The organism is Pseudomonas sp. DCB_AW (assembly GCF_026240895.1).
Lineage (GTDB): Bacteria > Pseudomonadota > Gammaproteobacteria > Pseudomonadales > Pseudomonadaceae > Aquipseudomonas > Aquipseudomonas kermanshahensis.
In genome coordinates, this window is record NZ_JAPFCE010000055.1 from 1 (window position 1) to 25489 (window position 25489).

General features: G+C 62.2%; 26 protein-coding genes and 1 tRNA gene. 21 read left to right on the forward strand and 6 right to left on the reverse strand.

Annotated elements, in window-relative coordinates:
- The first annotated feature begins 83 nt into the window (after positions 1-83).
- The 13 genes from ruvC to OO306_RS21920 all read left to right on the forward strand — a co-directional run bounded on the left by ruvC (position 84) and on the right by OO306_RS21920 (position 9552).
- Entirely contained in the window at positions 84-608 is a 525-nt protein-coding gene (gene ruvC / locus OO306_RS21860; RefSeq protein ID WP_027594667.1) for a crossover junction endodeoxyribonuclease RuvC, read from the forward strand.
- A gap of 109 nt (positions 609-717) precedes the next feature.
- Positions 718-1335, forward strand: coding sequence for a Holliday junction branch migration protein RuvA (gene ruvA / locus OO306_RS21865; protein ID WP_027594666.1), 618 nt, complete (start codon positions 718-720; stop codon positions 1333-1335).
- On the forward strand, positions 1332-2378 hold the full coding sequence (gene ruvB, locus OO306_RS21870; protein WP_027594665.1) for a Holliday junction branch migration DNA helicase RuvB: 1047 nt from the start codon (positions 1332-1334) through the stop codon (positions 2376-2378). The genes ruvA and ruvB overlap by 4 nt, the downstream gene beginning before the upstream one ends.
- A 124-nt stretch (positions 2379-2502) precedes the next feature.
- Positions 2503-2955 (forward strand): tol-pal system-associated acyl-CoA thioesterase, encoded by a 453-nt coding sequence (gene ybgC, locus OO306_RS21875; protein ID WP_027594664.1) that lies wholly within the window; start codon positions 2503-2505, stop codon positions 2953-2955.
- Positions 2956-2957: 2 nt separating this feature from the next.
- Entirely contained in the window at positions 2958-3653 is a 696-nt protein-coding gene (gene tolQ, locus OO306_RS21880) for a protein TolQ (RefSeq protein ID WP_008090219.1), read from the forward strand.
- A 14-nt stretch (positions 3654-3667) separates the two neighbouring features.
- Positions 3668-4120, forward strand: a complete 453-nt coding sequence (gene tolR, locus OO306_RS21885) for a protein TolR (protein WP_012273765.1) — start codon at positions 3668-3670, stop codon at positions 4118-4120.
- Entirely contained in the window at positions 4120-5244 is a 1125-nt protein-coding gene (gene tolA, locus OO306_RS21890) for a cell envelope integrity protein TolA (RefSeq protein ID WP_033694212.1), read from the forward strand. The genes tolR and tolA overlap by 1 nt, the downstream gene beginning before the upstream one ends.
- A gap of 26 nt (positions 5245-5270) precedes the next feature.
- Positions 5271-6542, forward strand: coding sequence for a Tol-Pal system beta propeller repeat protein TolB (gene tolB / locus OO306_RS21895; protein WP_033694211.1), 1272 nt, complete (start codon positions 5271-5273; stop codon positions 6540-6542).
- A 54-nt stretch (positions 6543-6596) separates the two neighbouring features.
- Positions 6597-7094, forward strand: a complete 498-nt coding sequence (pal, locus tag OO306_RS21900; RefSeq protein ID WP_008090230.1) for a peptidoglycan-associated lipoprotein Pal — start codon at positions 6597-6599, stop codon at positions 7092-7094.
- A 6-nt stretch (positions 7095-7100) separates the two neighbouring features.
- On the forward strand, positions 7101-7916 hold the full coding sequence (gene ybgF, locus OO306_RS21905; protein WP_099430209.1) for a tol-pal system protein YbgF: 816 nt from the start codon (positions 7101-7103) through the stop codon (positions 7914-7916).
- A 159-nt stretch (positions 7917-8075) separates the two neighbouring features.
- Entirely contained in the window at positions 8076-8723 is a 648-nt protein-coding gene (queE, locus tag OO306_RS21910; protein ID WP_027594660.1) for a 7-carboxy-7-deazaguanine synthase QueE, read from the forward strand.
- Between the two features lie 17 nt (positions 8724-8740).
- Positions 8741-9415 (forward strand): 7-cyano-7-deazaguanine synthase QueC, encoded by a 675-nt coding sequence (gene queC / locus OO306_RS21915; RefSeq protein WP_027594659.1) that lies wholly within the window; start codon positions 8741-8743, stop codon positions 9413-9415.
- Between the two features lie 61 nt (positions 9416-9476).
- Positions 9477-9552: transfer RNA gene (locus OO306_RS21920), tRNA-Lys, on the forward strand.
- Between the two features lie 69 nt (positions 9553-9621).
- Here OO306_RS21920 and OO306_RS21925 read toward each other — a convergent pair.
- The 3 genes from OO306_RS21925 to OO306_RS21935 all read right to left on the reverse strand — a co-directional run bounded on the left by OO306_RS21925 (position 9622) and on the right by OO306_RS21935 (position 14230).
- The gene (locus OO306_RS21925) at positions 9622-10581 is read right to left on the reverse strand and encodes a cation diffusion facilitator family transporter (protein WP_265969899.1); all 960 of its coding nucleotides are present in this window, start codon (positions 10579-10581) and stop codon (positions 9622-9624) included.
- A 163-nt stretch (positions 10582-10744) separates the two neighbouring features.
- Positions 10745-12811 carry a methyl-accepting chemotaxis protein gene (locus OO306_RS21930; protein WP_265969900.1) on the reverse strand — a complete coding sequence of 689 codons (2067 nt, stop codon included), beginning with the start codon at positions 12809-12811 and terminating at the stop codon, positions 10745-10747.
- Positions 12812-12877: 66 nt separating this feature from the next.
- Positions 12878-14230 carry an APC family permease gene (locus OO306_RS21935; RefSeq protein ID WP_265969901.1) on the reverse strand — a complete coding sequence of 451 codons (1353 nt, stop codon included), beginning with the start codon at positions 14228-14230 and terminating at the stop codon, positions 12878-12880.
- A 473-nt stretch (positions 14231-14703) separates the two neighbouring features.
- On the opposite strand from OO306_RS21935, the gene OO306_RS21940 reads away from it, so the two are divergent.
- Together OO306_RS21940 and nadA are read left to right on the forward strand one after the other, a co-directional pair.
- Positions 14704-16212 carry a YdgA family protein gene (locus OO306_RS21940; RefSeq protein WP_265969902.1) on the forward strand — a complete coding sequence of 503 codons (1509 nt, stop codon included), beginning with the start codon at positions 14704-14706 and terminating at the stop codon, positions 16210-16212.
- 215 nt (positions 16213-16427) lie between these two features.
- Positions 16428-17486 (forward strand): quinolinate synthase NadA, encoded by a 1059-nt coding sequence (gene nadA / locus OO306_RS21945; RefSeq protein ID WP_085272423.1) that lies wholly within the window; start codon positions 16428-16430, stop codon positions 17484-17486.
- A gap of 117 nt (positions 17487-17603) precedes the next feature.
- Here the strand turns inward: nadA and OO306_RS21950 are convergent, their stop codons facing one another.
- Entirely contained in the window at positions 17604-19040 is a 1437-nt protein-coding gene (locus OO306_RS21950) for a M48 family metalloprotease (RefSeq protein WP_027594653.1), read from the reverse strand.
- 120 nt (positions 19041-19160) lie between these two features.
- Here OO306_RS21950 and OO306_RS21955 point away from each other — a divergent pair, with 120 nt between their 5' ends.
- Positions 19161-19400: a sulfurtransferase TusA family protein gene (locus OO306_RS21955; RefSeq protein ID WP_265969903.1), complete on the forward strand. Its 240-nt coding sequence runs from the start codon at positions 19161-19163 to the stop codon at positions 19398-19400.
- 20 nt (positions 19401-19420) lie between these two features.
- On the forward strand, positions 19421-20491 hold the full coding sequence (locus OO306_RS21960) for an AI-2E family transporter (RefSeq protein ID WP_027594651.1): 1071 nt from the start codon (positions 19421-19423) through the stop codon (positions 20489-20491).
- Positions 20492-20591: 100 nt separating this feature from the next.
- Here OO306_RS21960 and OO306_RS21965 read toward each other — a convergent pair whose 3' ends face one another.
- Positions 20592-21065, reverse strand: a complete 474-nt coding sequence (locus tag OO306_RS21965) for a peroxiredoxin (RefSeq protein ID WP_027594650.1) — start codon at positions 21063-21065, stop codon at positions 20592-20594.
- A 10-nt stretch (positions 21066-21075) separates the two neighbouring features.
- Positions 21076-21636, reverse strand: coding sequence for a glycine cleavage system protein R (locus tag OO306_RS21970; protein WP_027594649.1), 561 nt, complete (start codon positions 21634-21636; stop codon positions 21076-21078).
- 259 nt (positions 21637-21895) lie between these two features.
- Here OO306_RS21970 and dapA point away from each other — a divergent pair, with 259 nt between their 5' ends.
- From dapA to purC, 4 genes are read left to right on the forward strand one after another with little or no spacing between them, the layout of a single operon-like run.
- The gene (gene dapA / locus OO306_RS21975) at positions 21896-22774 is read left to right on the forward strand and encodes a 4-hydroxy-tetrahydrodipicolinate synthase (RefSeq protein ID WP_099430204.1); all 879 of its coding nucleotides are present in this window, start codon (positions 21896-21898) and stop codon (positions 22772-22774) included.
- A 17-nt stretch (positions 22775-22791) separates the two neighbouring features.
- Positions 22792-23910, forward strand: a complete 1119-nt coding sequence (gene bamC, locus OO306_RS21980) for an outer membrane protein assembly factor BamC (protein WP_027594647.1) — start codon at positions 22792-22794, stop codon at positions 23908-23910.
- Complete coding sequence (locus OO306_RS21985; RefSeq protein WP_027594646.1) at positions 23911-24669, forward strand: MBL fold metallo-hydrolase; 759 nt, start codon at positions 23911-23913, stop codon at positions 24667-24669.
- 29 nt (positions 24670-24698) lie between these two features.
- Complete coding sequence (gene purC, locus OO306_RS21990) at positions 24699-25409, forward strand: phosphoribosylaminoimidazolesuccinocarboxamide synthase (RefSeq protein WP_008097517.1); 711 nt, start codon at positions 24699-24701, stop codon at positions 25407-25409.
- Positions 25410-25489 lie beyond the last annotated feature (80 nt).

Consider the following 25489-nt stretch of genomic DNA (forward strand, 5'->3'; position numbering starts at 1 on the left):
CTCCCACAGCTACCGCACGGTTCCTGTGGGAGCGGGCTTGCCCGCGAATGGCCACTACTGATTGCAACAACATTGCAGGCGTTATGACTCTGATTCTTGGTATCGACCCCGGCTCGCGCATCACCGGGTATGGCGTTGTGCGCCAGACTGCCCGTGGTTGCGAGTATGTGGCGTCGGGTTGTATCCGCACGGGCAGTGGTGAGTTGCACGAACGTCTGCAGATTGTCTTTCGCGGTGTCAGTGAGATCATCAAGCTGCACGAACCGGTGACCATGGGCATCGAACGGGTGTTCATGGCCCGCAACCCCGACTCGGCGCTCAAACTCGGCCAGGCCCGCGGTGCGGCAATCGTCGCCGCCGCCGAGGCCGGCCTGGAAATCGCCGAATACAGTGCCACCCAGGTCAAGCAGGCCGTGGCGGGTACGGGTGGGGCCAACAAGGAGCAAGTGATGATGATGGTCATGCACCTGCTCAAACTCACGAAGAAGCCGCAGATCGACGCCTCCGACGCCCTGGCCATCGCCCTGTGCCATGCCCACACCCGCTCCAGCCTGGTACCGCACGGCCTGGCCACGGCACGGCGTCGCGGCGGGCGCTTGCGTCTGTAGTCGCTTCATGCGGTGATACACATTTTGTTCAGGTGAAGCGTTCACCTGAGGCATTTGCTGATAGGGTTGAGCGGTCTTTGATCGGCTCCCCAAGAGGAAGGATCGGAACGTGATTGGACGTTTGCGCGGCACCCTGGCGGAAAAGCAACCGCCACACCTGATTATCGACGTCAATGGCGTGGGCTATGAGCTGGAAGTGCCCATGACCACCCTGTATCGCCTGCCCAAGGTCGGCGAAACGGTAACCGTGCATACCCACCTGGTGGTGCGCGAAGACGCGCACCTGCTCTACGGGTTCCACGAAAAGCGCGAGCGCGAACTGTTCCGCGAACTCATTCGCCTCAATGGCGTTGGGCCGAAGCTGGCGCTGGCCTTGATGTCGGGCCTGGAAGCCGACGAGCTGGTGCGCTGCGTGCAGGCCCAGGACACCTCGGCCCTGGTGCGTGTGCCTGGTGTAGGTAAGAAGACCGCCGAGCGTTTGCTGGTCGAACTCAAGGACCGCTTCAAGGCCTGGGAAACCTCACCGGCCATGTTCACCCTGGTGTCTGACGGGCCGGTGCCGGTCAGCAGTGCCTCCACGGCCGAGGCCGATGCCGTCAGTGCGCTGGTTTCCCTTGGCTACAAGCCGCAGGAAGCCAGCAAGGCAGTGTCCGCCATCAAGGACAAGGCAGGCTTGAGCAGTGAAGAGCTGATCCGCGCCAGCCTCAAAGGGATGATTACCAAGTGATCGAAGCCGACCGTCTGATCGCTGCCAGTGGGCGTGACCGCGAAGAGGTCCAGGACCGTGCGATCCGCCCCCTGCGCCTGGACGAATACATCGGGCAGCCGGTGGTGCGTGAGCAGATGTCGCTGTTCATTCAGGCGGCCCGCGGTCGCAGCGAATCACTCGACCATACCTTGATCTTTGGCCCGCCCGGGTTGGGCAAGACCACCTTGGCCAACATCATCGCCCACGAGATGGGCGTTTCGGTCAAGAGCACCTCGGGGCCGATCCTCGAGCGCCCGGGTGACCTGGCGGCGATGCTGACCAACCTCGAACCCCATGATGTGCTGTTCATCGACGAAATTCACCGGCTTTCACCGGTGGTCGAAGAAGTGCTCTACCCCGCGATGGAAGACTTCCAGCTCGACATCATGATCGGCGAAGGGCCCGCCGCCCGCTCGATCAAGCTCGACTTGCCGCCGTTCACCTTGGTGGGTGCCACCACCCGCGCCGGCATGCTGACCAACCCTTTGCGTGACCGCTTCGGTATCGTCCAGCGCCTGGAGTTTTACAGCGACAAGGACCTGGCAACCATCGTCAGCCGCTCCGCTGGCATCCTGGGCCTGGTCATCGAAGACCAGGGCGCCTTCGAGATTGCCCGCCGTGCCCGTGGCACGCCGCGTATCGCCAACCGCCTGCTGCGCCGTGTGCGCGACTATGCCGAAGTGCGCGGCAAGGGCCAGATCACAAAGGCTGTGGCCGACTTGGCGCTGAACCTGCTGGACGTCGACGAGCGTGGTTTCGACCATTCCGACCGCCGCCTGCTGTTGACCATGATCGAGAAGTTCGACGGTGGCCCGGTGGGGGTAGACAACCTCGCCGCCGCCATCAGTGAAGAGCGTCATACCATCGAAGACGTGCTTGAACCCTACCTGATCCAGCAGGGTTACATCATGCGTACGCCGCGCGGCCGTGTGGTCACCCGGCATGCCTACCTGCACTTTGGCCTGAATGTTCCTGGGCGTTTGGGGGAGGGTGGTGATTTTTCCGAGCCAGGCGATGAATGACAGATCAAAACCGGCTTTTTGTGGTCCTACCGCTGGCATGCCCTCGGCGCGCTGGCAATAAGACATTAATGAGAAAAAACAGTTGCCGCAGCGGATTGGCAAGCTGAGGAGTAAGCACTAGAGTATGCGCGCGCAAAATCAGCTCGAACCGTTCGCCCACCGTTGTCGCGTCTACTACGAAGACACCGATGCGGGCGGCGTGGTGTATTACGTCAACTACCTGAAATTCATGGAGCGCGCGCGTACCGAGCGGCTGCGGCACCTGGGCTTTTCCCAGTTGCAGTTGGCCGGGGAGAACCTGCTGTTCGTGGTCCATTCCAGCGAGGCGCGCTACCACGCGCCAGCGCGGTTGGACGATGAACTGCGGGTGACGGCGCAAGTACTTGAACTCAATCGTGCCAGCCTGCGCTTCGTGCAGCAGGTCTGGCGGGAAAAGGATGAAACGCTGCTCTGCGAGGGGCAGTTCCTGGTGGCCGCCGTGCGCGCCGACACTTTCAAACCCCGAGCCATACCCCCCAAGCTGCGCGACGCCTTTATGGCGGACGGCTCGGGTACTCAATCGAATGCAGGAGAATAAGCGTGGAAGCTAACGTCGTCGACCATACCTCCATGTGGAGTCTGGTCAGCAATGCCAGCGTGGTAGTACAGCTGGTAATGCTGATCCTTGTGGCCGCCTCGGTCACCTCATGGATCATGATCTTCCAGCGCAGCACCATGCTGCGCGCCGGTCGTCGAGCGCTGGATGCCTTCGAGGAGCGTTTCTGGTCGGGTATCGACCTGTCCAAGCTGTACCGTCAGGCCGGCAGCAACCCAGACCCGGATTCGGGTGTGGAGCAGGTCTTCCGTGCAGGCTTCAAAGAGTTCTCGCGCCTGCGTCAGCAGCCGGGTGTAGACCCGGATGCGGTCATGGAAGGCGTTGGCCGAGCCATGCGCGTGGCCATTTCGCGTGAAGAAGAAAAGCTCGAGCAGAGCCTGCCGTTCCTCGCCACCGTCGGTTCGACCAGCCCGTACATCGGCCTGTTCGGTACCGTATGGGGCATCATGAACTCCTTCCGCGGCCTGGCCAGCGCCCAGCAAGCCACCCTGGCCACGGTTGCCCCCGGTATTGCCGAAGCGTTGATCGCCACTGCGATCGGCCTGTTCGCAGCAATCCCAGCCGTTATCGCGTACAACCGTTTCGCCGCGCGCAGCGAAGTGCTGATCGGTCGTTACTACACCTTCGCCGACGAGTTCCAGGCGATCCTGCACCGCAAAGTGCACACCAGCGAAGAGTAATCAGGTAGAAGCCCATGGCCCGAGTTCGCCACAAACGCAAGCCGGTCGCCGAGATGAACGTGGTGCCCTACATCGACGTGATGCTGGTGCTGCTGGTCATCTTCATGGTGACGGCCCCAATGCTCAACCAAGGCGTGAAGGTCGACTTGCCCAAGGTTTCCAGTGAAGCCTTGCCGCAGGACAACAACGTCCAGATCCTCACCATTTCCATCAAGGCCGACAAGACCTACTACTGGAACCTCGGCAGCGAAGTCGATACCGACAAGCAGATGGACAAGGCCATGACCTTGCCCGACATGACCAACGCAGTGACCAAGATCATTGCCGCCGGCCGTGACCAGGGCAAGCAGACACAGGTCTTCATTCGTGGCGACAAGGCTGTCGACTACGGCGCGGTCATGGGTGCCATGGGCGGGTTGCAGAAGGCCGGTGTCGGTAACGTTGGCCTGATTACCGAGGCGCCCTGATGCAACAGCGAGAGCCATCCGCCTCGGAAAGCTACTTCTGGCCCAGTGTCTGGGCCATCGGTCTGCACGTGCTGGTGTTCGGCATGCTGTTCGTCAGTTTTGCCATGACGCCTGAACTGCCGCCTTCCAAGCCGATCGTCCAGGCTACCCTGTATCAGCTGAAGTCCAAGAGCCAGGCGACTACCCAGACCAATCAGAAGATTGCCGGGGAAGCGAAGAAAACCGCCTCGCGCCAGACCGAAGTCGAGCAGTTGGAACAGAAGAAGGTCGAGCAAGAGGCCGTGAAGGCCGCGGAACAAAAGAAAGCCGACGCCGCTCAAAAGGCCGAAGAGGCTCGCGAAGCCGCCGAGGCCAAGAAGGCTGAGGCCGCTGAAGCCAAGAAGGCTGAGGAGGCTGCCAAGGCCACCGAGGCCAAGAAAGCCGCCGAAGCCAAGAAAGCCGAGGAGGCGAAGAAGGCCGCCGAGAAACAGCAGGCCGACATCGCCAAGAAGAAGGCTGAGGAAGAGGCCAAGAAGAAAGCCGACGAGGAGGCCAAGAAAGAGGCCGCCGAAGAAGCGAAAAAGCAAGCCGCCGAGGACGCCAAGAAAAAGGCAGCCGAAGAGGCCAAGAAGAAAGCAGCCGAGGACGCCAAGAAGAAAGCGGCGGCCGAGGACGCGAAGAAGAAGGCAGCTGAAGAGGCCAAGAAAAAGGCCGCTGCAGACGCCCAGAAGAAAAAGGCACAGGAAGCGGCCCGCAAGTCGGCGGAAGACAAGAAAGCTCAGGCCCTGGCCGAGCTGTTGTCCGACACCACAGAGCGGCAGCAGGCACTGGCTGACGAGCAAGGCGACCAGGTGGCCGGCAGTTTCGACGACCTGATCCGTTTGCGAGCGGCCGAAGGCTGGGCGCGTCCGCCTTCCGCGCGTAAGGGCATGACGGTGGTCCTGCAGATCAACATGTTGCCAGATGGCACCATCACCAATGCCAGCGTTCTGCGCTCCAGTGGCGACGGTCCGTTCGACAGTTCGGCGGTGGCAGCAGTGAAGAACATCGGTCGTCTGACCGAAATGCAGGGTATGAAGCCGAGCGATTTCAATCAGTATCGTTCGTTCAAGATGACATTTACACCTGAGGATCTAGCGTTGTGATTAAACGTCTGAGAGGACTGCTGGTCATGCTCTGCTGCGTAGCAGGCATGGCGGTGGCAGATGAAAAGAACATCCTGGTCACCAGTGGCAGTGACCGGGCCACTCCCATCGCGGTAGTGCCGTTCGGTCTGCAGGGCGGCAGCGTGCTGCCCGAAGACATGGCCGAGATCATCGGCAACGACCTGCGCAACTCCGGCTACTACTCGCCGATTCCGCGTCAGAACATGATCAGCCAGCCTTCCCAGGCCAGCGAAGTCATCTTCCGTGACTGGAAAGCGTTGGGCGCGCAGTACGTCATGGTCGGCAGCATTGTGCCGTCCGGCGGCCGCCTGCAGGTGCAGTACGCCCTGTTCAACGTCGCCACCGAGCAGCAAGTGCTGACCGGTAGCGTGGCGGGCAGCGTCGACCAGTTGCGCGACATGTCGCACTACATCGCCGACCAGTCGTTCGAAAAGCTCACCGGCATCAAGGGTGCGTTCTCGACCCGCATGCTCTACGTGACGGCCGAGCGTTTCTCTACCAACAACACCCGTTACACCCTGCAGCGTTCGGACTACGACGGTGCCCGGGCAGTGACCCTGCTGCAATCGCGTGAGCCGATCCTGTCGCCACGCTTTGCACCGGATGGCAAGCGCATTGCCTATGTGTCGTTCGAGCAGAAGCGCCCGCGCATCTTCGTTCAGCACATCGACACCGGTCGCCGTGAGCAGGTCACCAACTTCGAAGGCCTCAACGGCGCGCCTGCCTGGTCGCCGGATGGTTCGCGCCTGGCGTTCGTGCTGTCCAAAGATGGCAACCCGGACATCTACGTGATGAACGTGGCGTCGCGTCAGATCAGCCGTGTCACTGCCGGCCCGGGTATCAATACCGAGCCGTTCTGGGGCAAAGATGGCAACACCCTGTACTTCACCTCCGACCGTGGCGGCAAGCCGCAGATCTACAAGCAGTCGGTCAGTGGTGGTGGTGCTGAGCGCGTAACTTTCGTGGGTAACTACAACGCCAACCCGAAACTTTCGGCGGACGAAAAGACGCTGGTGATGATTCACCGTCAGCAGGGCTTCACCAACTTCAAAGTGGCGGCACAGGACTTGCAACGCGGAAGTGTAAAGATTCTCTCGGAAACAAGTCTTGATGAGTCTCCCACTGTTGCGCCAAACGGCACCATGCTAATCTACGCCACCCGCCAGCAGGGCCGGGGAGTCTTGATGCTCGTGTCGCTTAATGGCCGCGTGAGGCTCCCACTTCCTACCGCTCAAGGCGAAGTCAGAGAACCGTCCTGGTCCCCTTTCCTGAACTGATTGCGGCGTAATACGTTTTGCTTAACACACTGGGGTTTCATTAGGAGTTTCACGATGGAAATGCTGAAGTTTGGTAAATTCGCTGCGCTGGCTCTGGCCATGGCTGTAGCTGTAGGTTGCTCCTCGAAAGGCGGTGACAACGCTGGTGAAGGCGCTGTTGACCCGAACGCTGGCTACGGTGCCAACACTGGCGCTGTTGACGGCTCCCTGAGCGAAGAAGCCGCCCTGCGCGCAATCACCACCTTCTACTTCGAATACGACAGCTCGGACCTGAAGCCAGAAGCCATGCGCGCTCTGGACGTTCACGCCAAGGACCTGAAGTCCAACGGCAACCGCGTTGTTCTGGAAGGCAACACCGACGAGCGCGGCACCCGCGAGTACAACATGGCTCTGGGTGAGCGTCGTGCCAAGGCCGTTCAGCGTTACCTGGTTCTGCAGGGCGTTTCCCCTGCTCAGCTGGAACTGGTCTCCTACGGTGAAGAGCGTCCGGTTGCCACTGGCAACGACGAGCAATCCTGGGCTCAGAACCGTCGCGTAGAACTGCGTAAGTAAGTTCCTATGCGAATGTGCCGCCGTGTTGTAACCGTCCTCGCACTCAGCCTGCCGCTCGCGGCCTGGGCTGAGGTCCCTGTAGTAGATGACAACGCGGGTGGGTATCCACCTGCGGGTTATGGCACGAGCGGCGCCTATGCCGGGGCAGGGGCTTCGACCCCTGCCTCAGCACAGGGCCAGCTGTTCATGCAGCTGCAACAGATGCAGGATCAGCTTTCCCGCCAGCAAGGCATCATCGAAGAGCTGCAAAACGATGTGTCGCGCATGAAGCAGGAAAACCTGGAGCGATACCAGGATCTGGACCGTCGCATCAACAGTGGTGCCGCGCCTGCCGCGACCCCTGACAATTCCGCTACCGGTGGCGCATCCAATGCCGCCGCCGGTGCAGCAGCAGGCGCCGCTGGCGCTGCTGCACAACAACCGGCCGCCAACAGCGAGCCCGGTGATCCGGCGAAAGAAAAGCTCTACTACGATGCTGCTTTCGACCTGATCAAGCAGAAGGACTTCGACAAGGCCAGCCAGGCGTTCAACGCCTTCCTGCGCAAGTACCCCAACAGCCAGTACGCCGGCAACGCCCAGTACTGGCTGGGTGAGGTGAACCTGGCCAAGGGCGACCTGCCGGGTGCCAGCCAGGCCTTCGCTCAGGTGAGCCAGAAGTACCCCAAGCACAGCAAGGTGCCTGATTCGCTGTACAAGCTGGCCGACGTCGAGCGCCGCATGGGCCACACCGACAAGGTCAAAGGCATTCTGCAACAGGTCATCACCCAGTACCCCGGCACCTCTGCCGCACAGCTGGCGCAGCGCGACCTGCAGAAGCTCTAAGCAGCACCTTTCAAAAGAAACCCGCGCGAGTCGCGGGTTTTTTCGTTAGAATCAGTGCCCTTTTTCCTAAACACGCTGCTGCGGATAACGCCATGTCGAGTCCGCGACAGTGCCTGACGGAGGCGGACAGCCTGTTTAGCTGTCACGCCCGTGGCGATCATGCAAGACACATTACGCATCACCGAAGTCTTTTACTCGTTGCAGGGTGAAACACGAACGGCTGGGCTGCCCACGGTATTCGTGCGCCTGACCGGTTGCCCCCTGCGCTGTCAATACTGCGACAGTGCCTACGCCTTCACCGGCGGCACTATTCGCACCCTCGATTCGATCATGGAACAAGTGGCCGGCTTCAAGCCGCGCTACGTCTGTGTCACCGGTGGCGAACCGTTGGCCCAGCCCAATGCCTTGCCTTTGCTCCAGCAGCTGTGCGATGCCGGCTACGAGGTCTCGCTCGAGACCAGTGGCGCTTTGGATATTTCCGGCACCGACACCCGCGTCAGCCGTGTGGTCGACCTGAAGACCCCAGGCTCCGAGGAGTCGCACCGCAATCGCTACGAGAACATCGAGCACCTGACCCGCAACGACCAGGTCAAGTTCGTGATCTGCTCCCGTGAGGATTATGACTGGGCCGTGTCCAAGCTGATCCAGTACAACCTGGCCGAGCGTGCCGGCGAGGTGTTGTTCTCGCCCAGCCACCATCAGGTGAGCGCGAGTGACCTGGCCGACTGGATCGTTGCCGACAACCTGCCCGTACGTTTCCAGTTGCAGCTGCACAAGCTGCTGTGGAACGACGAACCCGGACGTTGATTGAGGAGTTGCAGTACATGACTGAGAAACGCGCGGTAATCTTGCTGTCCGGTGGCCTGGACTCGGCCACGGTGGTGGCCATGGCCAAAGCCGAAGGCTACAGCTGCTACACCATGAGTTTCGACTACGGCCAGCGTCATCGGGCCGAGCTCGATGCTGCCGCCCGTGTAGCGCGTGACCTGGGTGTGGTCGAGCACAAGGTCATTGGCCTGAGCCTGGACGGTATCGGTGGCTCGGCCCTGACCGACAGCAGCATCGACGTACCGGAAACCCCAGGTGAAGGCATCCCGGTCACCTACGTACCGGCGCGCAACACCGTTTTCCTGTCCTTGGCCCTGGGCTGGGCGGAAGTGCTCGAAGCGCGTGACATCTTCATCGGCGTCAATGCCGTGGATTACTCCGGTTACCCGGACTGCCGCCCCGAATTCGTCGAAGCCTTCGAGCGCATGGCCAACCTGGCGACCAAGGCGGGTGTCGAAGGGCAGGGCTTCCGCATCCAGGCACCGTTGCAGAACTTGAGCAAGGCGCAGATCGTTCAAGCGGGCATCGCCCGGGGTGTGGATTACAGCCTGACGGTTTCCTGCTACCAAGCCGACGATCAAGGCCGTGCCTGCGGCAAGTGCGACAGCTGCCGCCTGCGTGCTGATGGCTTCAAGGCTGCCGGGGTGACCGACCCGACGCGTTATTTTTGATTTTTTTTATGGCGAGGTGTTGATTTCCCGTTAGAAATCAGTATTATACGCGCCATCCAACGGGTCGTTAGCTCAGTTGGTAGAGCAGTTGGCTTTTAACCAATTGGTCGTAGGTTCGAATCCTACACGACCCACCATACGCAGTAAGTCAAAGCCCGCTACCGGCAACGGTAGCGGGCTTTGTCGTTTCTGGCGTGTACTGCCGGTTACTCAGCCCACTCCGGATCCCCGGTAAACACCACGGTCAACCAACGGTCCGGCCCTTCGCCGCCCACGGCATCGCCGATCTCATTGCGCAACGCATCCCATTCATCGATGGTTTTTGCGCCCATGCCGGTAGGCACGATGAAGTACAGCTCGATCTCCCGCGAGCGCCCTACCTTGGCCACATAGGCGCGGTACGACTGCAGCCCATGGCGCGCAACGAAGGCCTTGGCGACTTCGTCGACATGCAGTTTGAGGTCCCCCGGCGTCACCAGGAATATCTCCGAAAACGCCTGGCGTACCACCGACAGCGGCAATGGAATGATCACCAGGCAGACCAGTGCCAGCACCGCCGGGTCGATGTACGGGGACATCCATTCCCACTGCGTGCCCTGCACCGCATAGCCAAAGCAGAAAGCGATCAGCAACGCGGCGGTGATGCTCGCTGACATCACCCAACCCTTGACGTCCATGCGTACGAAGTCCGACCCCAGCTTGCGGTTTGCCCGGGCTTCGACGACTGCGATGGTCACGCAGGCGATCACGGTCAGTACCGCGTAGACCATGGCGATACCGAACTCCAAGTGCCGCCCGCCTTGCAGCACGCTGCTGACGGCGTTGATCAACGCATAGATGGCTACGCCGCTGAGCAGGATGCCATTGAGCGCCAGCACCATCGGTTCCAGGTGCCAGAAGCCCATGGTGAAGCGCTCACGCAGCTTGCGTGACATCTGCAGGCTGGTGGCGTGAGAGGTGATCAGCTTGACCACCACCAGCGACAGGCCGCTCATGCTGGCGTCGACCAGCGAGTAAACGCCGTCGAAGATGATCGAGAACGAGCCCGAGGCCAGGCCGAAGGCAATGCCGATGGTGGCGATGAACAGGGTAACGGCGATCGAGGTGCGTAGCAGGCCTTGTTCGCTGGTGATGTCGAAGAACGGTTGTTTGTTTTGGGGATCCATGAAATGAGCTCAGTCGTAACGAAGTAACTATCTTCAGTGTTGCGCAATTATTGTAGGAGCGGCCTTGTGTCGCGATCGGGCTGCAGAGCAGCCCCAAGATTTCAGAGGCGTCGCCGATAGTGCTGGGGCTGCTGTGCAGCCCTTTCGCGACACAAGGCCGCTCCTACACGCGAAATTGTTCCATCAGCGCCTGTTGTTGATTGGCCAGCCGGTTCAGCGCCTGGCTTATCCGCGCCGATTCATCGGCCTGGCCAGCCAGCGATTCTGTCACATCACGAATACCTGCCACGTTACGGTTCACTTCCTCGGCCACCGCACTTTGTTCCTCGGCCGCCGAGGCGATCTGCAGGTTCATGTCGCTGATCACCGCCACCGCCTCGCCGATACGCTGAAGGGCCGGCAGCGCCTGTTCCATGCGCGTTGCGCTGGCCTGGGCTTGGCGCTGGCCCTCATGCATGGCGCCCACCACATCCTGGGTGCCTTGCTGCAGGCCCTCGATGACCTGGCGGATTTCCTCGACCGACACCTGAGTGCGTTGGGCCAGGCTGCGCACTTCATCGGCGACCACGGCGAAGCCACGGCCAGCCTCGCCGGCGCGGGCCGCTTCGATGGCGGCATTGAGCGCCAGCAGGTTGGTCTGCTCGGCAATCGCACGGATCACCTCTAGCACCGAGCCGATCTGATCGCTGCGGCTTTCCAGGGTGCGCGCCTCGTCCATCGCGGTGTTCATGTCGGCTGCCAGGCGGTCGATGGCCTGGCGGGTGCTGGCAATCAGTTGCAGGCCTTCGCGGCTTGCCTGGTCGGCGCCACGGGCCGCCTGGGCGGCCTGGGAGGCGTTGTGGGCTACATCCAGCGCGGTGGCGCTCATTTCGTTGGCGGCGGTGGCGACCTGCTCGATTTCCCGGTGCTGTTGCTGCATGCCGTTACTGGTCTGGCTGGCGATGGCGGCGGACTGGTCAGCAGTGCCACGGGCTTCCTGCAGCGAGCCTTTGACCTGGGCGATCACCGGCTGGAGTTTGTCGAGAAAACGGTTGAACCAGCCGGTCAGTTGGCCCAGTTCGTCCTCGCGGGCATAGTCCAGGCGGCGCGTGAGGTCACCCTCGCCGCTGGCGATGTCTTTCAGGCGCGCGGCGACGGCGAGAATCGGCCGCGTCACGCCGCGCGCGGTCAGCCACACCAGTACCAGGCCCAGCACAGCGGCGCCAAGGCCGATCAGCAGGCTGGTGAGGTTGGCAGTTTGGTTGTGCGCATCCAGGCGTTGGTTGAGCGCCATGGCCGGTGCTTGCAGCACGCTTTCAGGCAACTCCAGCAACACTTGCCAGGGCGCTGCGTCGGGGATGGGGCTGAACGGGTGAGCAACGCGCAGCATGCCGTGTGGTACCGCCGCGTCCAGCGCCTTGCCGAGCTGGCTGCTGTCGCGGCTGTGGCCCGCCAGCAGGCCGGCCGGGCTGACGATGCTGACCTGGCCCTGGCCGTCGAACAGCTCCTGGCGGCCGTTCAGGCTCAACTGCTGCAGGTTGTCCAGGCCTATGTCCAGGCCGACCACGCCGACGACCTTGCCGTTTTCCAGCAGGGGCAGGGCAATGCTGGTCATCAGCACCTGGCGGCCGTTGACCTCGTCGAGGTACGGCTCGAGCATGCAGGTCCGGGCGGTTTCTTGCGGGCAGGTCAACCAGCGGTTCTGCGGGCTGCCGCTGGTGCTGGTGCGGGTGTCGGCGAGCATCGCCTCAGGCATGGCTTCTTGCTCCAGGGTGCCTGGGCGTGGCTGCGACCAGTACAGCGAGAAGCGCCCGCTGTCGTTGCTGCCCACGCCCTCCTGGGCGACGAACTGGCTGTCCTGGTGGTCCAGCGCGTCCGGCTGGAACACCAGGTACAGGCCGATCACATCCGGGTTGCTGGCCAGGCTGGCGCGCGCCTCGCGGGTCAGCTCGCCACGCAAGTCGTTGCCGCCGCGGGCCTTCAGCACCTGTACCAGGCGTCGGAAGCCATTACCGTGCTGATAGGCGTCCATGAAGTAGCGCTGGATACGCAGCGCCTGGGTTTCGGCGTGCGCCTGCAGGCGCAGGCGCGCGCTGTGGTCGAGCATTTCCGAGTTGGCCTGGCTGACCAATGCCGCGCTGCGCCGGGCCTGGGTCAGCGAGGTGGTGACCAGCAGTGCGACGATGGCCAGCAGGCACAAGCCGGCAAGCAGGGTGATCTTCCACTGGATGGAGAGGCGACGCAGCGACATGAGGGCTTTCCTTTTCGATCAAGGACAACGCCCGCGGTCAGGCGCGGGCGTTGTCGGCAGCGTGGGTCATTCAGCGATGCAGTTCGGTGGCGCAACCCTGAAGGCCTTGGTCAGCCAGGCCAGGTAGATCACCCCGAGCAGTGCCCAAAGCCCGCCGAACATCAACGAGTGCGCGTTCAGGTCCAGCCACAGCGAAACGATGATGCAGAAGCCGATGGTCGGCAGTACCAGGTACTTCAGCTTGTTGGCCAAGCCTTTGCGGTTGCCTTCGCGCAGGTAGCAGTGGTTGATCACCGACAGGTTGACGAAGCTGAACGCGACCAGGGCGCCGAAGTTGATGATCGACGTGGCGGTGACCAGGTCGAAGAAGATCGCCGACAGCGAGATCAGCCCGACCACGGCGATGTTCATCACCGGTGTCTTGTAGCGCGAGTGCAGGCGGGCAAAGATGCTGGCCGGGATTACATTGTCGCGGCCCATCACGTACAGCAGGCGCGAGACGCTGGTCTGCGAGGCCAGGCCCGAGGCGATGGTATTGATCACGGTGCAGGCGATGAACACCGACTGGAACAGCTTGCCGCCCACGTACAGGGCGATCTCCGGCAGGGCGGCTTCCTGGTCATGGAAGCGCGCCATGGTCGGGAAGTAGGCCTGGATGAAGTACGACACCAGGATGAACACCATCCCGCCGATCAGCGCGGTCAGGAAGATGGCCCGTGGGATGGTCTTGCCTGGGTCGCGGGTTTCTTCCGACAGGCACGTCACTGCGTCGAAGCCCAGGAACGAGAAGCACAGGATGGTGGCACCAGCGGCCAAGGCGCTGAGTTGGGTCTGGTTGTCGGCGAACGGCAGCAGGCTCCAGGTGGTGCCCAGCCCTTCGCCGTGGCCCAGGCCACGCACGCAGAGGTAGATGAACACCGCAATGATCGCGACCTGCACCGCCACGAACAACAGGTTGAAGTGCGCCACCAGGTTGATACTGCGCATGTTGATCAGGCTAATCAGGCTGACGAACCCGGTCACCCAGACCCACGCCGGCACTTCGGGGAACATGGCCGACAGGTAGAGCTTGGCCAGCAGCGCATTGACCATGGGTAGGAGCAGGTAATCCAGCAGCGATGACCAGCCCACCAGGAAGCCCACGTGCGGGTTGATGGCGCGCTGGGTGTAGGTATAGGCCGAGCCCGATTGTGGGAAGCGTCGTACCAGGGTGCCGTAGCTTACCGCCGTGAACAGAATACCGGCCAACGCCAGGATGTAGGCGCTCGGCACGTGCCCGGCGGTGATGCCGGAGACAATGCCGAAGGTGTCGAACACGGTCATTGGCGTCAGGTAGGCCAGGCCGATGATCACCACGTGCCAAAGGCGCAGGGATTTGCGGAATTGGTCGCCGCCGGAAGTGCTGTGGTCAGGCTGCATGCTGGCGTGGCTCCTGCGGCTGGACGTGAACGGCGGGCACAGTGAGTTGCGCATGCGGCAAGGGCGAGCGGGTGGGCTCCATGTTGTTCACCTTTATTGTTCGGAGCAGAGGGAGGCGCGTGCGAGGCGCCGGTTGTTCTTTGTGGGGTGGGCGCGGTGCAAGTGGTGAAAATAAAAAACGATGGGTAGGTTGGTGTCAAGTTAAACATGACAAGATGTTGCCAAACTGAAATATTTATCGATTTCAATGGAGTTTTGTTCAGTTTTTGCGCGTTTTTTTGCGGTTTTGATCGATTTAGATGTTCGTAAAAATGAACAAATAGGATGTTTCCTATGGGCCTATCAGACGGGTCCTAAAAGCGGGATTTCTCGGCTTCGTCCACCACCTGCCCGAGGCTGCGGTGATATTCTTCAGGCCTTGCGTGGCACCTTGGCCACGTGTAAGCCCTTATGGACAGCATTCGGTTCTATTCATGAAGAAATCAGTAGGCATCCTTACCGGCCTGGCTATCGCCATTGCCGTCGCAACCACCGCTGGCGCCTGGTACACCGGCGAGCGCTTGCCTGCGGAGCTGGAATATTCCGTCAACCGCAGCAACGCCGAACTGAAAAAAGCCCTGGTGGGCGTCGGTGGCAGCCTGAACGTCGAACTGGTCTCGCTGGATCGGCACTTCTTCAGCAGTACGGCCCAGTACCGGCTCAAAGCCAAGGACATCAACCTGGGCGACGACGAAGTGGTCAGTTTCGATGTCGGCATGACCGACCAGATCGAGCATGGTCCATTCCCGTGGTCGCGGGTCAAGGCACTGAAGCTGATGCCCGTGCTGGCTGTCAGCAACAGCACCCTGCAGAAGGACGATTTCACCGCCCCCTGGTTCGCGGCAGCGGGCGAACAGGCGCCGGTCAGCGCGCAGACCAGCCTGGGCTACGGCGGCAACGTTGACAGCACGGTCCAGCTGGCCCCGCTCAAGGTCAACGAAACCGACGGCAACAGCCTCGCGTTCTCGGGCATGCAGTTGCAGCTCAGCGGCGACCGCGAAGGCAAGGCGACGAAATTCCAGGGCAGCGCCGAGCGCTTCGAAATGAAGTGGGTGCACGACGATCAGCCGCCTGCCACCTTCGAGCTGAAGGGCTTGAAGGTCGATGGCGACCTGGCCGCCACCCAGCACGATGCGATCTATGTCGGCAAAGTCGACCTGTCGCTGGCGGAAACCAAGGTGACCTTGGGGCCCAAGCAGCAGGTGCTGTCGATCAAAGGCTTTGAGCAAAAAGCTCAGCAAGCCCTCGACGGCCCGGACACCGTCGGTGGGCGCGCGGATTACACGCTGGCGGATATCACCTGGGACGGCCGCGCCGTCGGCAATGCGCAGATGGCCGTGAGCATCAAGTCGGTCAATGCACCGGCGCTGCAAGCGCTGTCACACTGGTACCAGGCGCACTTGCCGGAGTTCGAGGCTGCGGCCGCAGCAGGCCAGGCGTTGCCACAGATCCAGATGGGCGAAGCCGAGAAGGCCAAGTTCCAGGCTGACCTGCAGCAGCTGCTGGCCTCCAAGCCCAAGCTCGCGGTAGAAAACCTGTCGTTCAAGACCGCCAACGGCGAGAGCCGCTTCAACCTGGCAATGGACTTCGCCAGCCCGGCCTCCTTCGACCTGCCGCCCGACCAGCTGAGCAAACAACTGATCACCGAGGTCAAGACGTCGCTGTCGCTGTCCAAGCCGATGATCGGTGACCTGGCAACTTTGCAGGCTCTTTTGGAAGGGCAGACCGATGCCCAGGCCATCGCCATGCAGTCGAGCCAGGCAGGTGAAATGGTTGGCATGATGGCGCTGCAGAGCGGCATGGCCACGGTGCAGGGCAACGACGTGGTGACCCGCCTGCACTATGCCGATGGCATGGTCGACTTCAATGGCCAGAAGATGACCGTAGAAGAGTTCGCCATGCTGATGTCCATGCGTCTTGCCGCCTTGCAGCCGCAAGGTTGATTCGCTAAGCCTGCCCCGGCTCGTTCGCCGGGGCAGGCTGCATAAAAACCCCTTTTGAATTCCCTCGATTGTCTGTAGCCTTCGGCGTCCGATAATAATCCGCGCCCGCAGAGGGCCGTGATGGCCTGCGCGCCGTCCGGCGCCCTTAGCCGATCTGCCAGGGCCGGGTGATACACTCGATTTGATGCGCGCACGCGCTTGCAGGTCCAGCGATCATGACCCAGATTTCCGAACGCCTGTTGGTTCAGGCCCACCTCGACGCCAAACAGCTCAACCCGCTGACAGCCGAGCAGGAGGCCGAATACCGTGCGGCCATCGCTGCCGAGCTCAAGGCCCAGAACGCCGTGCTGGTCGCCCATTACTACTGCGACCCGGTGATCCAGGCGCTGGCCGAAGAAACCGGCGGCTGCGTATCCGACTCGCTGGAAATGGCCCGCTTCGGCAAGAACCACCCCGCCGAAACCGTGATCGTCGCCGGCGTGCGCTTCATGGGTGAGACGGCAAAAATTCTCACCCCCGAAAAACGCGTGCTGATGCCCACCCTGGAAGCCACCTGCTCACTCGACCTGGGTTGCCCGGTCGAAGCGTTTTCGGCCTTCTGCGACCAGCACCCGGAACGCACCGTGGTGGTGTATGCCAATACCTCGGCGGCCGTGAAGGCCCGTGCCGATTGGGTGGTGACCTCGAGCTGCGCACTGGAGATTGTCGAAAGCCTGATGGACAACGGCGAGACCATCATCTGGGGCCCGGACCAGCACTTGGGCCGCTACATCCAGAAGCAGACCGGTGCCGACATGCTGCTGTGGGACGGTGCGTGCATCGTCCACGAAGAATTCAAGTCGCGTCAGTTGGCCGACATGAAGGCGCTTTACCCGGACGCCGCAATTCTGGTCCACCCCGAATCGCCAGAATCGGTGATCGACCTGGCTGACGCGGTTGGCTCCACCAGCCAGTTGATCAAAGCCGCGCAGACCCTGCCGAACAAGACCTTCATCGTCGCGACCGACCGCGGCATCTTCTACAAGATGCAGCAGCTGTGTCCGGACAAGGAATTCGTCGAGGCCCCGACCGCCGGTAACGGCGCCGCGTGCCGCAGCTGCGCGCACTGCCCGTGGATGGCGATGAACACGCTGGAGCGGGTGTTGGAATGCTTGCGCACGGGCAGCAACGAGATTTTTGTTGACCCGGCGTTGGTGCCTAAGGCGATCAAACCGCTTAACCGCATGCTGGATTTCACCCAGGCGGCGCGCTTGAAGCTTTCGGGTAACGCCTGAAAATGCTGGGGCCGCTCTGCGGCCCATTCGCAGCACAAGGCTGCTCCTACAGGGGAATGCGATCTCCTGTAGGAGCAGCCTTGTGCTGCGAATGGAGCGCAAGCGCTCCCGAAAAACTCAGCGCCCCATCATCTCCCTGACCATCCGCTGCTGCTCCATGACCTCGCGCTGGCGCTGATCGATCTGTGACGCCAGCGGGAAGTTGCTCCCCGCACGACGCTTGGCGTAATCCAGCTGCTGGATAGCCTGGTCGAAGTCACCGACCAAGGTGAAGTACTCGGCACGCGCCCGGTGCAAGCCGATGGTGTTACCCGACAACCCCCGCACTTCGGCAACGTCGTACCACACATCCGGATCATCCGGCCGGCTCTTGAGCAGGTCGTTCAGTACTTTTTCCGCTTCAGCTGGCTTGTTCTGCTTCACCAGCAGGTCGGCCCGCACCTGTTTCAGCGGGTAGTTGCCCGGGTACAGCCCCTGCATGCGCTCGGCACGCTGCTGGGCGTCAGCGAGGCGGTTGTTGGTGATGTCCAGGTCGATCTGCGCGAGGTTATAGGTAATGTCGTTGGGCGCTTTGGCCAGCAACGGCTTGAGCAGTTCGCGGGCTTCGTTGAGCTGGCCGCCCTTGATCTGCGCCAGGGCCAGGCCATAGCGTGCGGCGTCCAGTTTGGGGTCTTCATCCAGCTGGGCGCGGAAGCGCTTGGCGGCAAGGCCTGGGGTGCCTTCGTAGGTGAGGGCCACGCGGGCGCGGATCAACTGGTAGCGCTGGGTGTCTTCGATGCCGCCCTTGGGCGCCTGCTCGGCGCGGTTGCGGGTGTCGGCAACGCGCGACTCGGTAACCGGGTGAGTCAGCAGGAATTCTGGCGGCTTGGCATCGTAGCGGTACTGGCGCGCCAGGCGCTCGAACATGCTCGGCATATTGCGCGGGTCGTAGCCAGCCTTTTCCAGGTTCTGGATACCGACGCGGTCGGCTTCCTGCTCGTTTTGCCGCGAAAAGCGCCGCTGCTCTTGGATCGCCGCCGCCTGGGTGCCGGCAATCATGCCGATGCCAGCGTCGCCAGCGCCCCCGGCCGCCAGCACGATGCCAGCCAGCAGCGCTGCCATCATGGGCAGTTGCATGCGTTGCTGGGCTTCGACGCCACGGGCAAAGTGGCGCTGCGACAAGTGCGCCAGTTCGTGCGCCAGTACCGAGGCGTATTCGCCCTCGGTCTGGGCATTGAGGAACAGGCCGCCGTTGACCCCGACGATGCCCCCAGGGGCGGCGAATGCGTTGAGCTCGCGGCTGTCGATCAGGATGAATTCCAGGCGTCGGTCCTGCAGCTGGCTGGTTTCTGCCAGGCGGTACACGCTGGTTTCGACGTAGTCCTTGAGCTGCGGGTCGTTCAGCTGGTTGACCTGGCCACGCAACAGGCTGAGCCAGGCGCGGCCGAGCTGGTGTTCCTGCTGCGGCGAGACGATCGCAGAGCTGGCATCACCCAGTGATGGCAGGTCGTCAGCATGGCCGGGAAGGGCCATCAGGCAGGCCAGCGTCAACAGGGTAGGGCGCAGTAGATTCATGCACGAAGCTCGCGTCGGGTCAAAGGCCTCTACTGTAGCCCGCTCACACGTTGGCGACCAGTGGCGGTATCCTAGCGGGCCTGTTACCAAAGACGTCTACCCGCGTGTGGAGAACCCCTGATGAGTGACACCCTGACCTGCGACGCCGAACTCGACGCCAGCGGGCTGAACTGCCCGCTGCCACTGCTGAAGGCGAAGATGGAACTCAACCGCCTGGCCACTGGCGCGGTGCTCAAGGTGATTGCCACCGATGCCGGCTCGCAGCGTGACTTCCGCACTTTTGCCAAGCTGGCCGGTCATACCCTGCTGCACGAAACGGCCGAGGCCGGTACCTACACCTACTGGCTGCGCAAGGCCTGAGTCTTAACCAAGGATCGTCAATGTTCAAAGTGCTTCGCGACTGGATGCAGCGCTACTTCTCCGATGAAGAAGCGGTGGTGCTGGCGGTCCTGCTGTTTCTGGCGTTTACCGCAGTACTGACCTTGGGCGGTATGCTCGCGCCAGTGTTGGCGGGGATGGTCCTGGCGTTCCTGATGCAAGGCCTGGTCAACGCCCTGGAGCGCCTGCGCGTGCCTACTCGGCTGGCGGTGGCGGTGGTGTTCGCGTTGTTCATGGGGGCGCTGGCGGTCATCCTGCTGGTGCTGGTGCCGTTGCTCTGGCACCAGCTGATCACCCTGTTCAACGAGTTGCCCGGCATGCTCGGCAAATGGCAGTCGCTGTTGTTGCTGCTGCCTGAGCGCTACCCACACCTGGTGTCGGATGAGCAGGTGTTGCGAGCTATCGAGTCGGTGCGCGGTGAAATCGGCAAGTTTGGCCAATGGGCGCTGACCTTCTCGCTGTCGAGCCTGCCGCTGCTGGTCAACGCCATGATCTACCTGGTGCTGGTGCCGATCCTGGTGTTCTTCTTCCTCAAGGACCGGGAAATGATCGCCCGCTGGGTCAGTGGTTATCTGCCGCGCCAGCGCACACTGTTGAACCGGGTGGGCAGCGAGATGAATCGGCAGATTGCCAACTACATCCGTGGCAAGGGTATCGAGATCCTGATCTGCGGGATTGCCACCTACATCGCCTTCATCAGCCTGGGGCTCAACTATGCCGCGCTGCTGGCGCTGCTGGTGGGCTTGTCGGTGGTGGTGCCTTATGTGGGCGCGGTGGTGGTCACCGTGCCGGTGACGCTGATTGCCTTGTTCCAGTGGGGCTGGGGGGACCAGTTCATCTACCTGATGACGGTGTACGCGATCATTCAGGCACTGGATGGCAACGTGCTGGTGCCGCTGCTGTTTTCCGAGGCGGTCAGCCTGCACCCGGTGGCGATCATCTGCGCGGTGTTGTTGTTTGGTGGGCTGTGGGGCTTTTGGGGGATCTTCTTCGCGATCCCGCTGGCGACGCTGTTCAAGGCCGTGCTGGATGCCTGGCCGCGGCAGGAGCCGAGTGTTTCGCCACTGCTCTGAATGACGTTGGGGCCGCTTTGCGGCCCATTCGCAGCACAAGGTTGCCGTTGTAGGAGCAGCCTTGTGCTGCGAATGGGGCGCGAAGCGGCCCCAACCTATCTCAAGCCTTGTTCAAAGCCTGGGCCGCCGCCAAAACGGCCTCCACATGCCCTGGTACCTTCACCCCACGCCATTCCTGGCGCAGCACACCGTCCTTGTCGATCAGGAAGGTACTGCGGTCCACGCCCATGTATTCCTTGCCATACAGCTTCTTCAGCTTGATCACGTCGAACAGCTGGCACAGGGCCTCGTCCTTGTCGCTGATCAGCTCGAACGGGAAGCCTTGCTTGGCCTTGAAGTTCTCATGCGACTTGATGCCATCGCGCGACACGCCGAACACCACGGTGTTGGCTGCGGCAAAGGCGTCATGCTGGTCGCGGAAACCCTGGCCTTCGGTGGTGCAGCCCGGGGTGCTGTCCTTCGGGTAGAAGTACACCACCACCTGGCGACCCTTAAGCTCGGCGAGGCTGACCGTCTGGCCGCTGGTGGCCTGGGCCTGGAAATCGGCAACGGGTTGGTCGAGTGCTACGGCCATAGGGGCTTCCTTACACGGGGTTCTGTGGGCGCCAAGGCTCGATCAGCGCATCCAGGTTCAAGGCATCGGCAAAGTCCAGGAACTGGTCACGCAGCCAGCTGATCTGGGTGCCGGCGGGCAGGATCACGGTGAACTGGGCGTTGAGCATGCTGCTGCCGGTTTGTGGCGCCAGGTAAGTGTCGCAGGTCATGGCTTCGAGCTCGACGCGGTGGTCGAGGAAGAACTGGCACAGCTCATTGATGATGTCCGGGCGGTAGGCCGCACTGACATAGGCCACATAAGGCAGCGCCTGCGGGCGCACCTCCTGGTCGGCGCTGCGCACCACATCGAGGGTCAGGCCGTGCTTTTTGCCCAGGCCCGGCAGGGAAGCTTCAAGACGCGCCAGGGCGTCCCAGCTGCCACCGACCTGCAGCACCAGGGCGCTGGTCTCGCCATGGCGGCTCAGGCGCGAAGTGACGACCGCGCAGCGGTTTTCGAAGGCAGCGCGGCTGAGGACGTTGGCCAGTTCCATGGGGTTTGGGCCCAGGGCACTGATGACAAGGAATTGTTCGCGGACGGTGGGGGTGGACATGCAGCATTCCTAAAGCGATGAGCGGTCGGTGCAGGACAGGCAAAAGCCTCCAGTCGGCAGGGCCCGGGGCTCGCATGCGAGGTCGTGGACGCCGGCGGGGAGCAAGGTCGACGGCCCGGCGGGCCGCGCTGCACCGATCAAAGGGCCAAGGGTAGCGAAATAAGCCGCCGAGGGGAATGCTCCGCCCGCCTGCTTCGCTTGTGCAAGGCCGATGCCCCCAGTACCATTACCGCTCTCTTTTTCCGGCAGGAGCAGTTACATGATTGCGGGCAGTATGGTGGCATTGGTCACTCCCATGGATGCACAAGGGCGTCTTGACTGGGACAGCCTCGGCAAACTTGTAGACTTCCACCTGGAAAACGGCACTCATGCGATCGTCGCCGTCGGCACCACCGGCGAGTCGGCCACCCTGACTGTTGAAGAACACATCGAGGTCATCGAATTTGTTGTCAAACGTGTCAATGGCCGCATCCCGGTCATCGCGGGCACCGGCGCCAACTCCACGTCGGAAGCCGTGCACCTGACCCAGAACGCCAAGAACGCTGGCGCCGATGCCTGCCTGCTGGTCGTGCCGTACTACAACAAGCCGACCCAGGAAGGCTTGTACCAGCACTTCAAGCACATCGCTGAAGCCGTCGACATCCCGCAGATCCTCTACAACGTGCCCGGCCGCACTTCGTGCGACATGCAGGCCGAGACCGTGATCCGCCTGTCGACCGTGCCGAACATCATCGGCATCAAGGAAGCCACCGGCGACCTGGCCCGCGCCAAAGCCATCCTCGATGGCGTCAGCAAGGACTTCATCGTCATGTCCGGCGACGACCCGACCGCAGTCGAGCTGATCCTGCTGGGCGGCAAGGGCAACATCTCCGTGACCGCCAACGTCGCCCCGCGCGAAATGGCCGATCTGTGCGAGGCCGCCCTTGAGGGCAATGCCGAGAAGGCCCGCGCGATCAACGAAAAACTCATGCCGCTGCACAAAGACCTGTTCTGCGAAGCCAACCCGATTCCGGTGAAGTGGGCGCTCGTTGAAATGGGCCTGATGCACAAGGGCATTCGCCTGCCGCTGACCTGGCTGAGCGAAGGCTGTCACGAAAAAGTCCGTACTGCCTTGCGCCAGTCCGGCGTACTGGTTTAATCGAGGAAGTACACCGCATGAAGCGACTGGCTGGTCTTTCCGCCCTTGCCCTGATCATTTCCAGCACCAGCGGTTGCGGCTGGCTGTGGGGCGACGAGGGTTATTTCCGCGACCGCGGCAGCGATTACCTGCAGGCGCACCCGACTGCGCCGATGCAACTGCCGCCGGACGCCAGCAACGTCAAGCGCCTCGACCCGCTGTTGCCTATTCCGCGTAACGTTGCTGATGACCGTGCCACCGGCGAGTTCGAAGTACCGCGCCCGCAGCCCCTGACTGCGGGTGCCGAAGTCAGCGATTTCAGCCTGCAGCGCAGCGGCAACAGCCGTTGGGTCCTGGCCCAGCGCTCGCCCGCCGAAGTTTGGCCGGCAGCCCGTCAGTTCTTTGAAGACAATGGCTTCCGCATTGCTGAAGAGCGCCCACAGACTGGCGAATTCAACACCACCTGGCAGCGTTTCGACGAACTCTCCGCGTCACTCGGTCAGCGCCTGGCGAGCACCGCCAGCAGCGCAGACAGCGAAGTGCGCGTGCGTGTACGCATGGAGCCCGGCGTGCAACGCAACACCTCCGAGGTGTACATCGTCAGCGTCGAGCGCCCGGCCGGCAGCACTGCCGAGCCTGGTTTCCCGTCCTCGTCCAGCAACACTGGCGCCGATGCCCTGCTGGTCGACGAAATGCTTGCCAGCATGAACCGCAGCGCCGAGAAGGGCGGGTCGGTCTCGCTGCTGGCCGCACGCGATTTCGATGCCCCGAGCCGCGTCAGCCTGAGCGAAGACGGCAGCGGCAACCCGGTGCTGTACCTGGGCGCCGACCTGGATCGCGCCTGGTCCAGCGTAGGCCGCGCCTTGGAGCAAGGTGGCGAGTGGCGTGTCGAAGACATCAACCGCAGCCTGGGCCTGTACTACATCAACCTGTCCGAAAAGCCTGACGACAAGCAGAACGAGCCGGGCTTCTTCAGCCGCCTGTTCGGCAGTGCGCCGTCCAAGGAAGAGCGTGAAGCCCGTGCCGAACGCTACCAGGTGCGCCTGAGCAAGGTTGGTGAAAGCGTGCAGGTAACGGTCGAGAAAAACATCAACACCGTGGCTCCGGCCGATGTCGCCCGCCGCGTGCTGAGCGCCATTCAGGACCACCTGGGTTAAGTGCGCTTCGCGGTACTCGGAAGCGGCAGCCAGGGAAACGGCACGCTGATCGCCAGTGGTGACACGCTCATCCTGGTCGATTGCGGGTTTTCCCTGCGTGAAACCGAGCGGCGCCTGGCGCTGCTCGGGGTCAGCGCAGCACAGCTTAGCGCCGTGCTGGTCACCCACGAACATGCCGACCACGTGCATGGGGTGGGGTTGCTGTCGCGGCGCTACAATGTACCGGTCTACCTCAGCCAAGGGACCTTGCGCGGCCTGCGCAAGCCGGTGGAGGTGGCCGGTTTTCTCGCGTGTGGCGACAGCCTGCGCATCGGTGGCCTGGAGGTGACGGCGGCGCGCGTCGAACACGACGCCTACGAGCCGTTGCAGTACGTGTTCAGCGACGGCCGACGGCGTTTCGGCATGCTCACCGACCTGGGCTCGTACGATGCGTTGTTGCTGGAGCGCTACCAAGGCCTGGATGCCTTGTTGATCGAGGCTAACCACTGCCGTGACCTGCTGGCGCGCGGGCACTACCCGGCCTTCTTGAAGCTGCGGGTGGGTGGCGCGCAAGGGCATTTGAACAATCACCAGGCTGCGCGCCTGGTGGACGAGTTGGGCTGGAGCAACCTGCAACACCTGGTGCTGGCCCACCTCAGCAGCAAGAACAACCTGCCACAACTGGCCCGCCAGTGTTTCGTCGACACCCTTGGGTGCGACCCGGACTGGCTTCAGGTGGCGAATCAGGAACACGGGCTCGACTGGCGCGAAATCGCCTAGCCCAACTACTCAAGCAAGCGGAGCCCATCATGGAAAAACGCGAAGAACTTTACCGCGGCAAGGCCAAATCGGTTTACAAGACCGACGACGCCGACCGCTTGATCCTGCTGTTCCGCAACGACACCTCGGCGTTCGACGGCAAGCGCATCGAACAGCTCGACCGCAAAGGCATGGTGAACAACAAGTTCAACGCCTTCATCATGCAAAAGCTCGAAGAAGCCGGCGTGCCGACCCAGTTCGACAAGCTGCTGGGCGACAACGAGTGCCTGGTGAAGAAGCTCGACATGATCCCAGTCGAGTGCGTCGTGCGTAACTACGCCGCGGGCAGCCTGGTCAAGCGCCTGGGCGTGGAGGAGGGCATCAAGCTGGAGCCGTCCACCTTCGAACTGTTCCTGAAGAACGACGAGAAGGGCGACCCCTTCATCAACGAATCCCACGTTGTCGCGTTCGGCTGGGGCACCGCCGAGCAGCTGGTCGAAATGAAAAAGCTGTCGCTGAAAGTCAACGAAGTGCTGAACAAGCTGTTCGATGACGCCGGCCTGCTGCTGGTCGACTTCAAGCTGGAGTTCGGCGTCTTCCACGGCCAGATCGTCCTGGGCGACGAATTCAGCCCAGACGGCTGCCGCCTGTGGGACAAAGAAACCCGCAAGAAGATGGACAAGGACCGCTTCCGTCAGGGCCTGGGCGACGTCATCGAAGCCTACGAAGAAGTTGCCAAGCGCCTGGGCGTGCCGCTGTAAGCGGCCCGTTCACGCAAGCGCCTGATACCACGCGAATTTTTTTGAAATAAAGGTTTGCGTTTCAGAAATTCGCTGGTATG

Excerpts from the sequence above, each read along its gene's own strand:
- ruvC (WP_027594667.1), top strand. The coding sequence starts at position 84 with ATGACTCTGATTCTTGGTATCGACCCCGGCTCGCGCATCACCGGGTAT.
- ybgC (WP_027594664.1), top strand. The coding sequence starts at position 2,503 with ATGCGCGCGCAAAATCAGCTCGAACCGTTCGCCCACCGTTGTCGCGTC.
- tolR (WP_012273765.1), top strand. The coding sequence starts at position 3,668 with ATGGCCCGAGTTCGCCACAAACGCAAGCCGGTCGCCGAGATGAACGTG.
- tolA (WP_033694212.1), top strand. The coding sequence starts at position 4,120 with ATGCAACAGCGAGAGCCATCCGCCTCGGAAAGCTACTTCTGGCCCAGT.
- tolB (WP_033694211.1), top strand. The coding sequence starts at position 5,271 with ATGCTCTGCTGCGTAGCAGGCATGGCGGTGGCAGATGAAAAGAACATC.
- pal (WP_008090230.1), top strand. The coding sequence starts at position 6,597 with ATGGAAATGCTGAAGTTTGGTAAATTCGCTGCGCTGGCTCTGGCCATG.
- ybgF (WP_099430209.1), top strand. The coding sequence starts at position 7,101 with ATGCGAATGTGCCGCCGTGTTGTAACCGTCCTCGCACTCAGCCTGCCG.
- queE (WP_027594660.1), top strand. The coding sequence starts at position 8,076 with ATGCAAGACACATTACGCATCACCGAAGTCTTTTACTCGTTGCAGGGT.
- queC (WP_027594659.1), top strand. The coding sequence starts at position 8,741 with ATGACTGAGAAACGCGCGGTAATCTTGCTGTCCGGTGGCCTGGACTCG.
- OO306_RS21925 (WP_265969899.1), bottom strand. The coding sequence starts at position 10,581 with ATGGATCCCCAAAACAAACAACCGTTCTTCGACATCACCAGCGAACAA.
- OO306_RS21930 (WP_265969900.1), bottom strand. The coding sequence starts at position 12,811 with ATGTCGCTGCGTCGCCTCTCCATCCAGTGGAAGATCACCCTGCTTGCC.
- OO306_RS21935 (WP_265969901.1), bottom strand. The coding sequence starts at position 14,230 with ATGCAGCCTGACCACAGCACTTCCGGCGGCGACCAATTCCGCAAATCC.
- OO306_RS21940 (WP_265969902.1), top strand. The coding sequence starts at position 14,704 with ATGAAGAAATCAGTAGGCATCCTTACCGGCCTGGCTATCGCCATTGCC.
- nadA (WP_085272423.1), top strand. The coding sequence starts at position 16,428 with ATGACCCAGATTTCCGAACGCCTGTTGGTTCAGGCCCACCTCGACGCC.
- OO306_RS21950 (WP_027594653.1), bottom strand. The coding sequence starts at position 19,040 with ATGAATCTACTGCGCCCTACCCTGTTGACGCTGGCCTGCCTGATGGCC.
- OO306_RS21955 (WP_265969903.1), top strand. The coding sequence starts at position 19,161 with ATGAGTGACACCCTGACCTGCGACGCCGAACTCGACGCCAGCGGGCTG.
- OO306_RS21960 (WP_027594651.1), top strand. The coding sequence starts at position 19,421 with ATGTTCAAAGTGCTTCGCGACTGGATGCAGCGCTACTTCTCCGATGAA.
- OO306_RS21965 (WP_027594650.1), bottom strand. The coding sequence starts at position 21,065 with ATGGCCGTAGCACTCGACCAACCCGTTGCCGATTTCCAGGCCCAGGCC.
- OO306_RS21970 (WP_027594649.1), bottom strand. The coding sequence starts at position 21,636 with ATGTCCACCCCCACCGTCCGCGAACAATTCCTTGTCATCAGTGCCCTG.
- dapA (WP_099430204.1), top strand. The coding sequence starts at position 21,896 with ATGATTGCGGGCAGTATGGTGGCATTGGTCACTCCCATGGATGCACAA.
- bamC (WP_027594647.1), top strand. The coding sequence starts at position 22,792 with ATGAAGCGACTGGCTGGTCTTTCCGCCCTTGCCCTGATCATTTCCAGC.
- purC (WP_008097517.1), top strand. The coding sequence starts at position 24,699 with ATGGAAAAACGCGAAGAACTTTACCGCGGCAAGGCCAAATCGGTTTAC.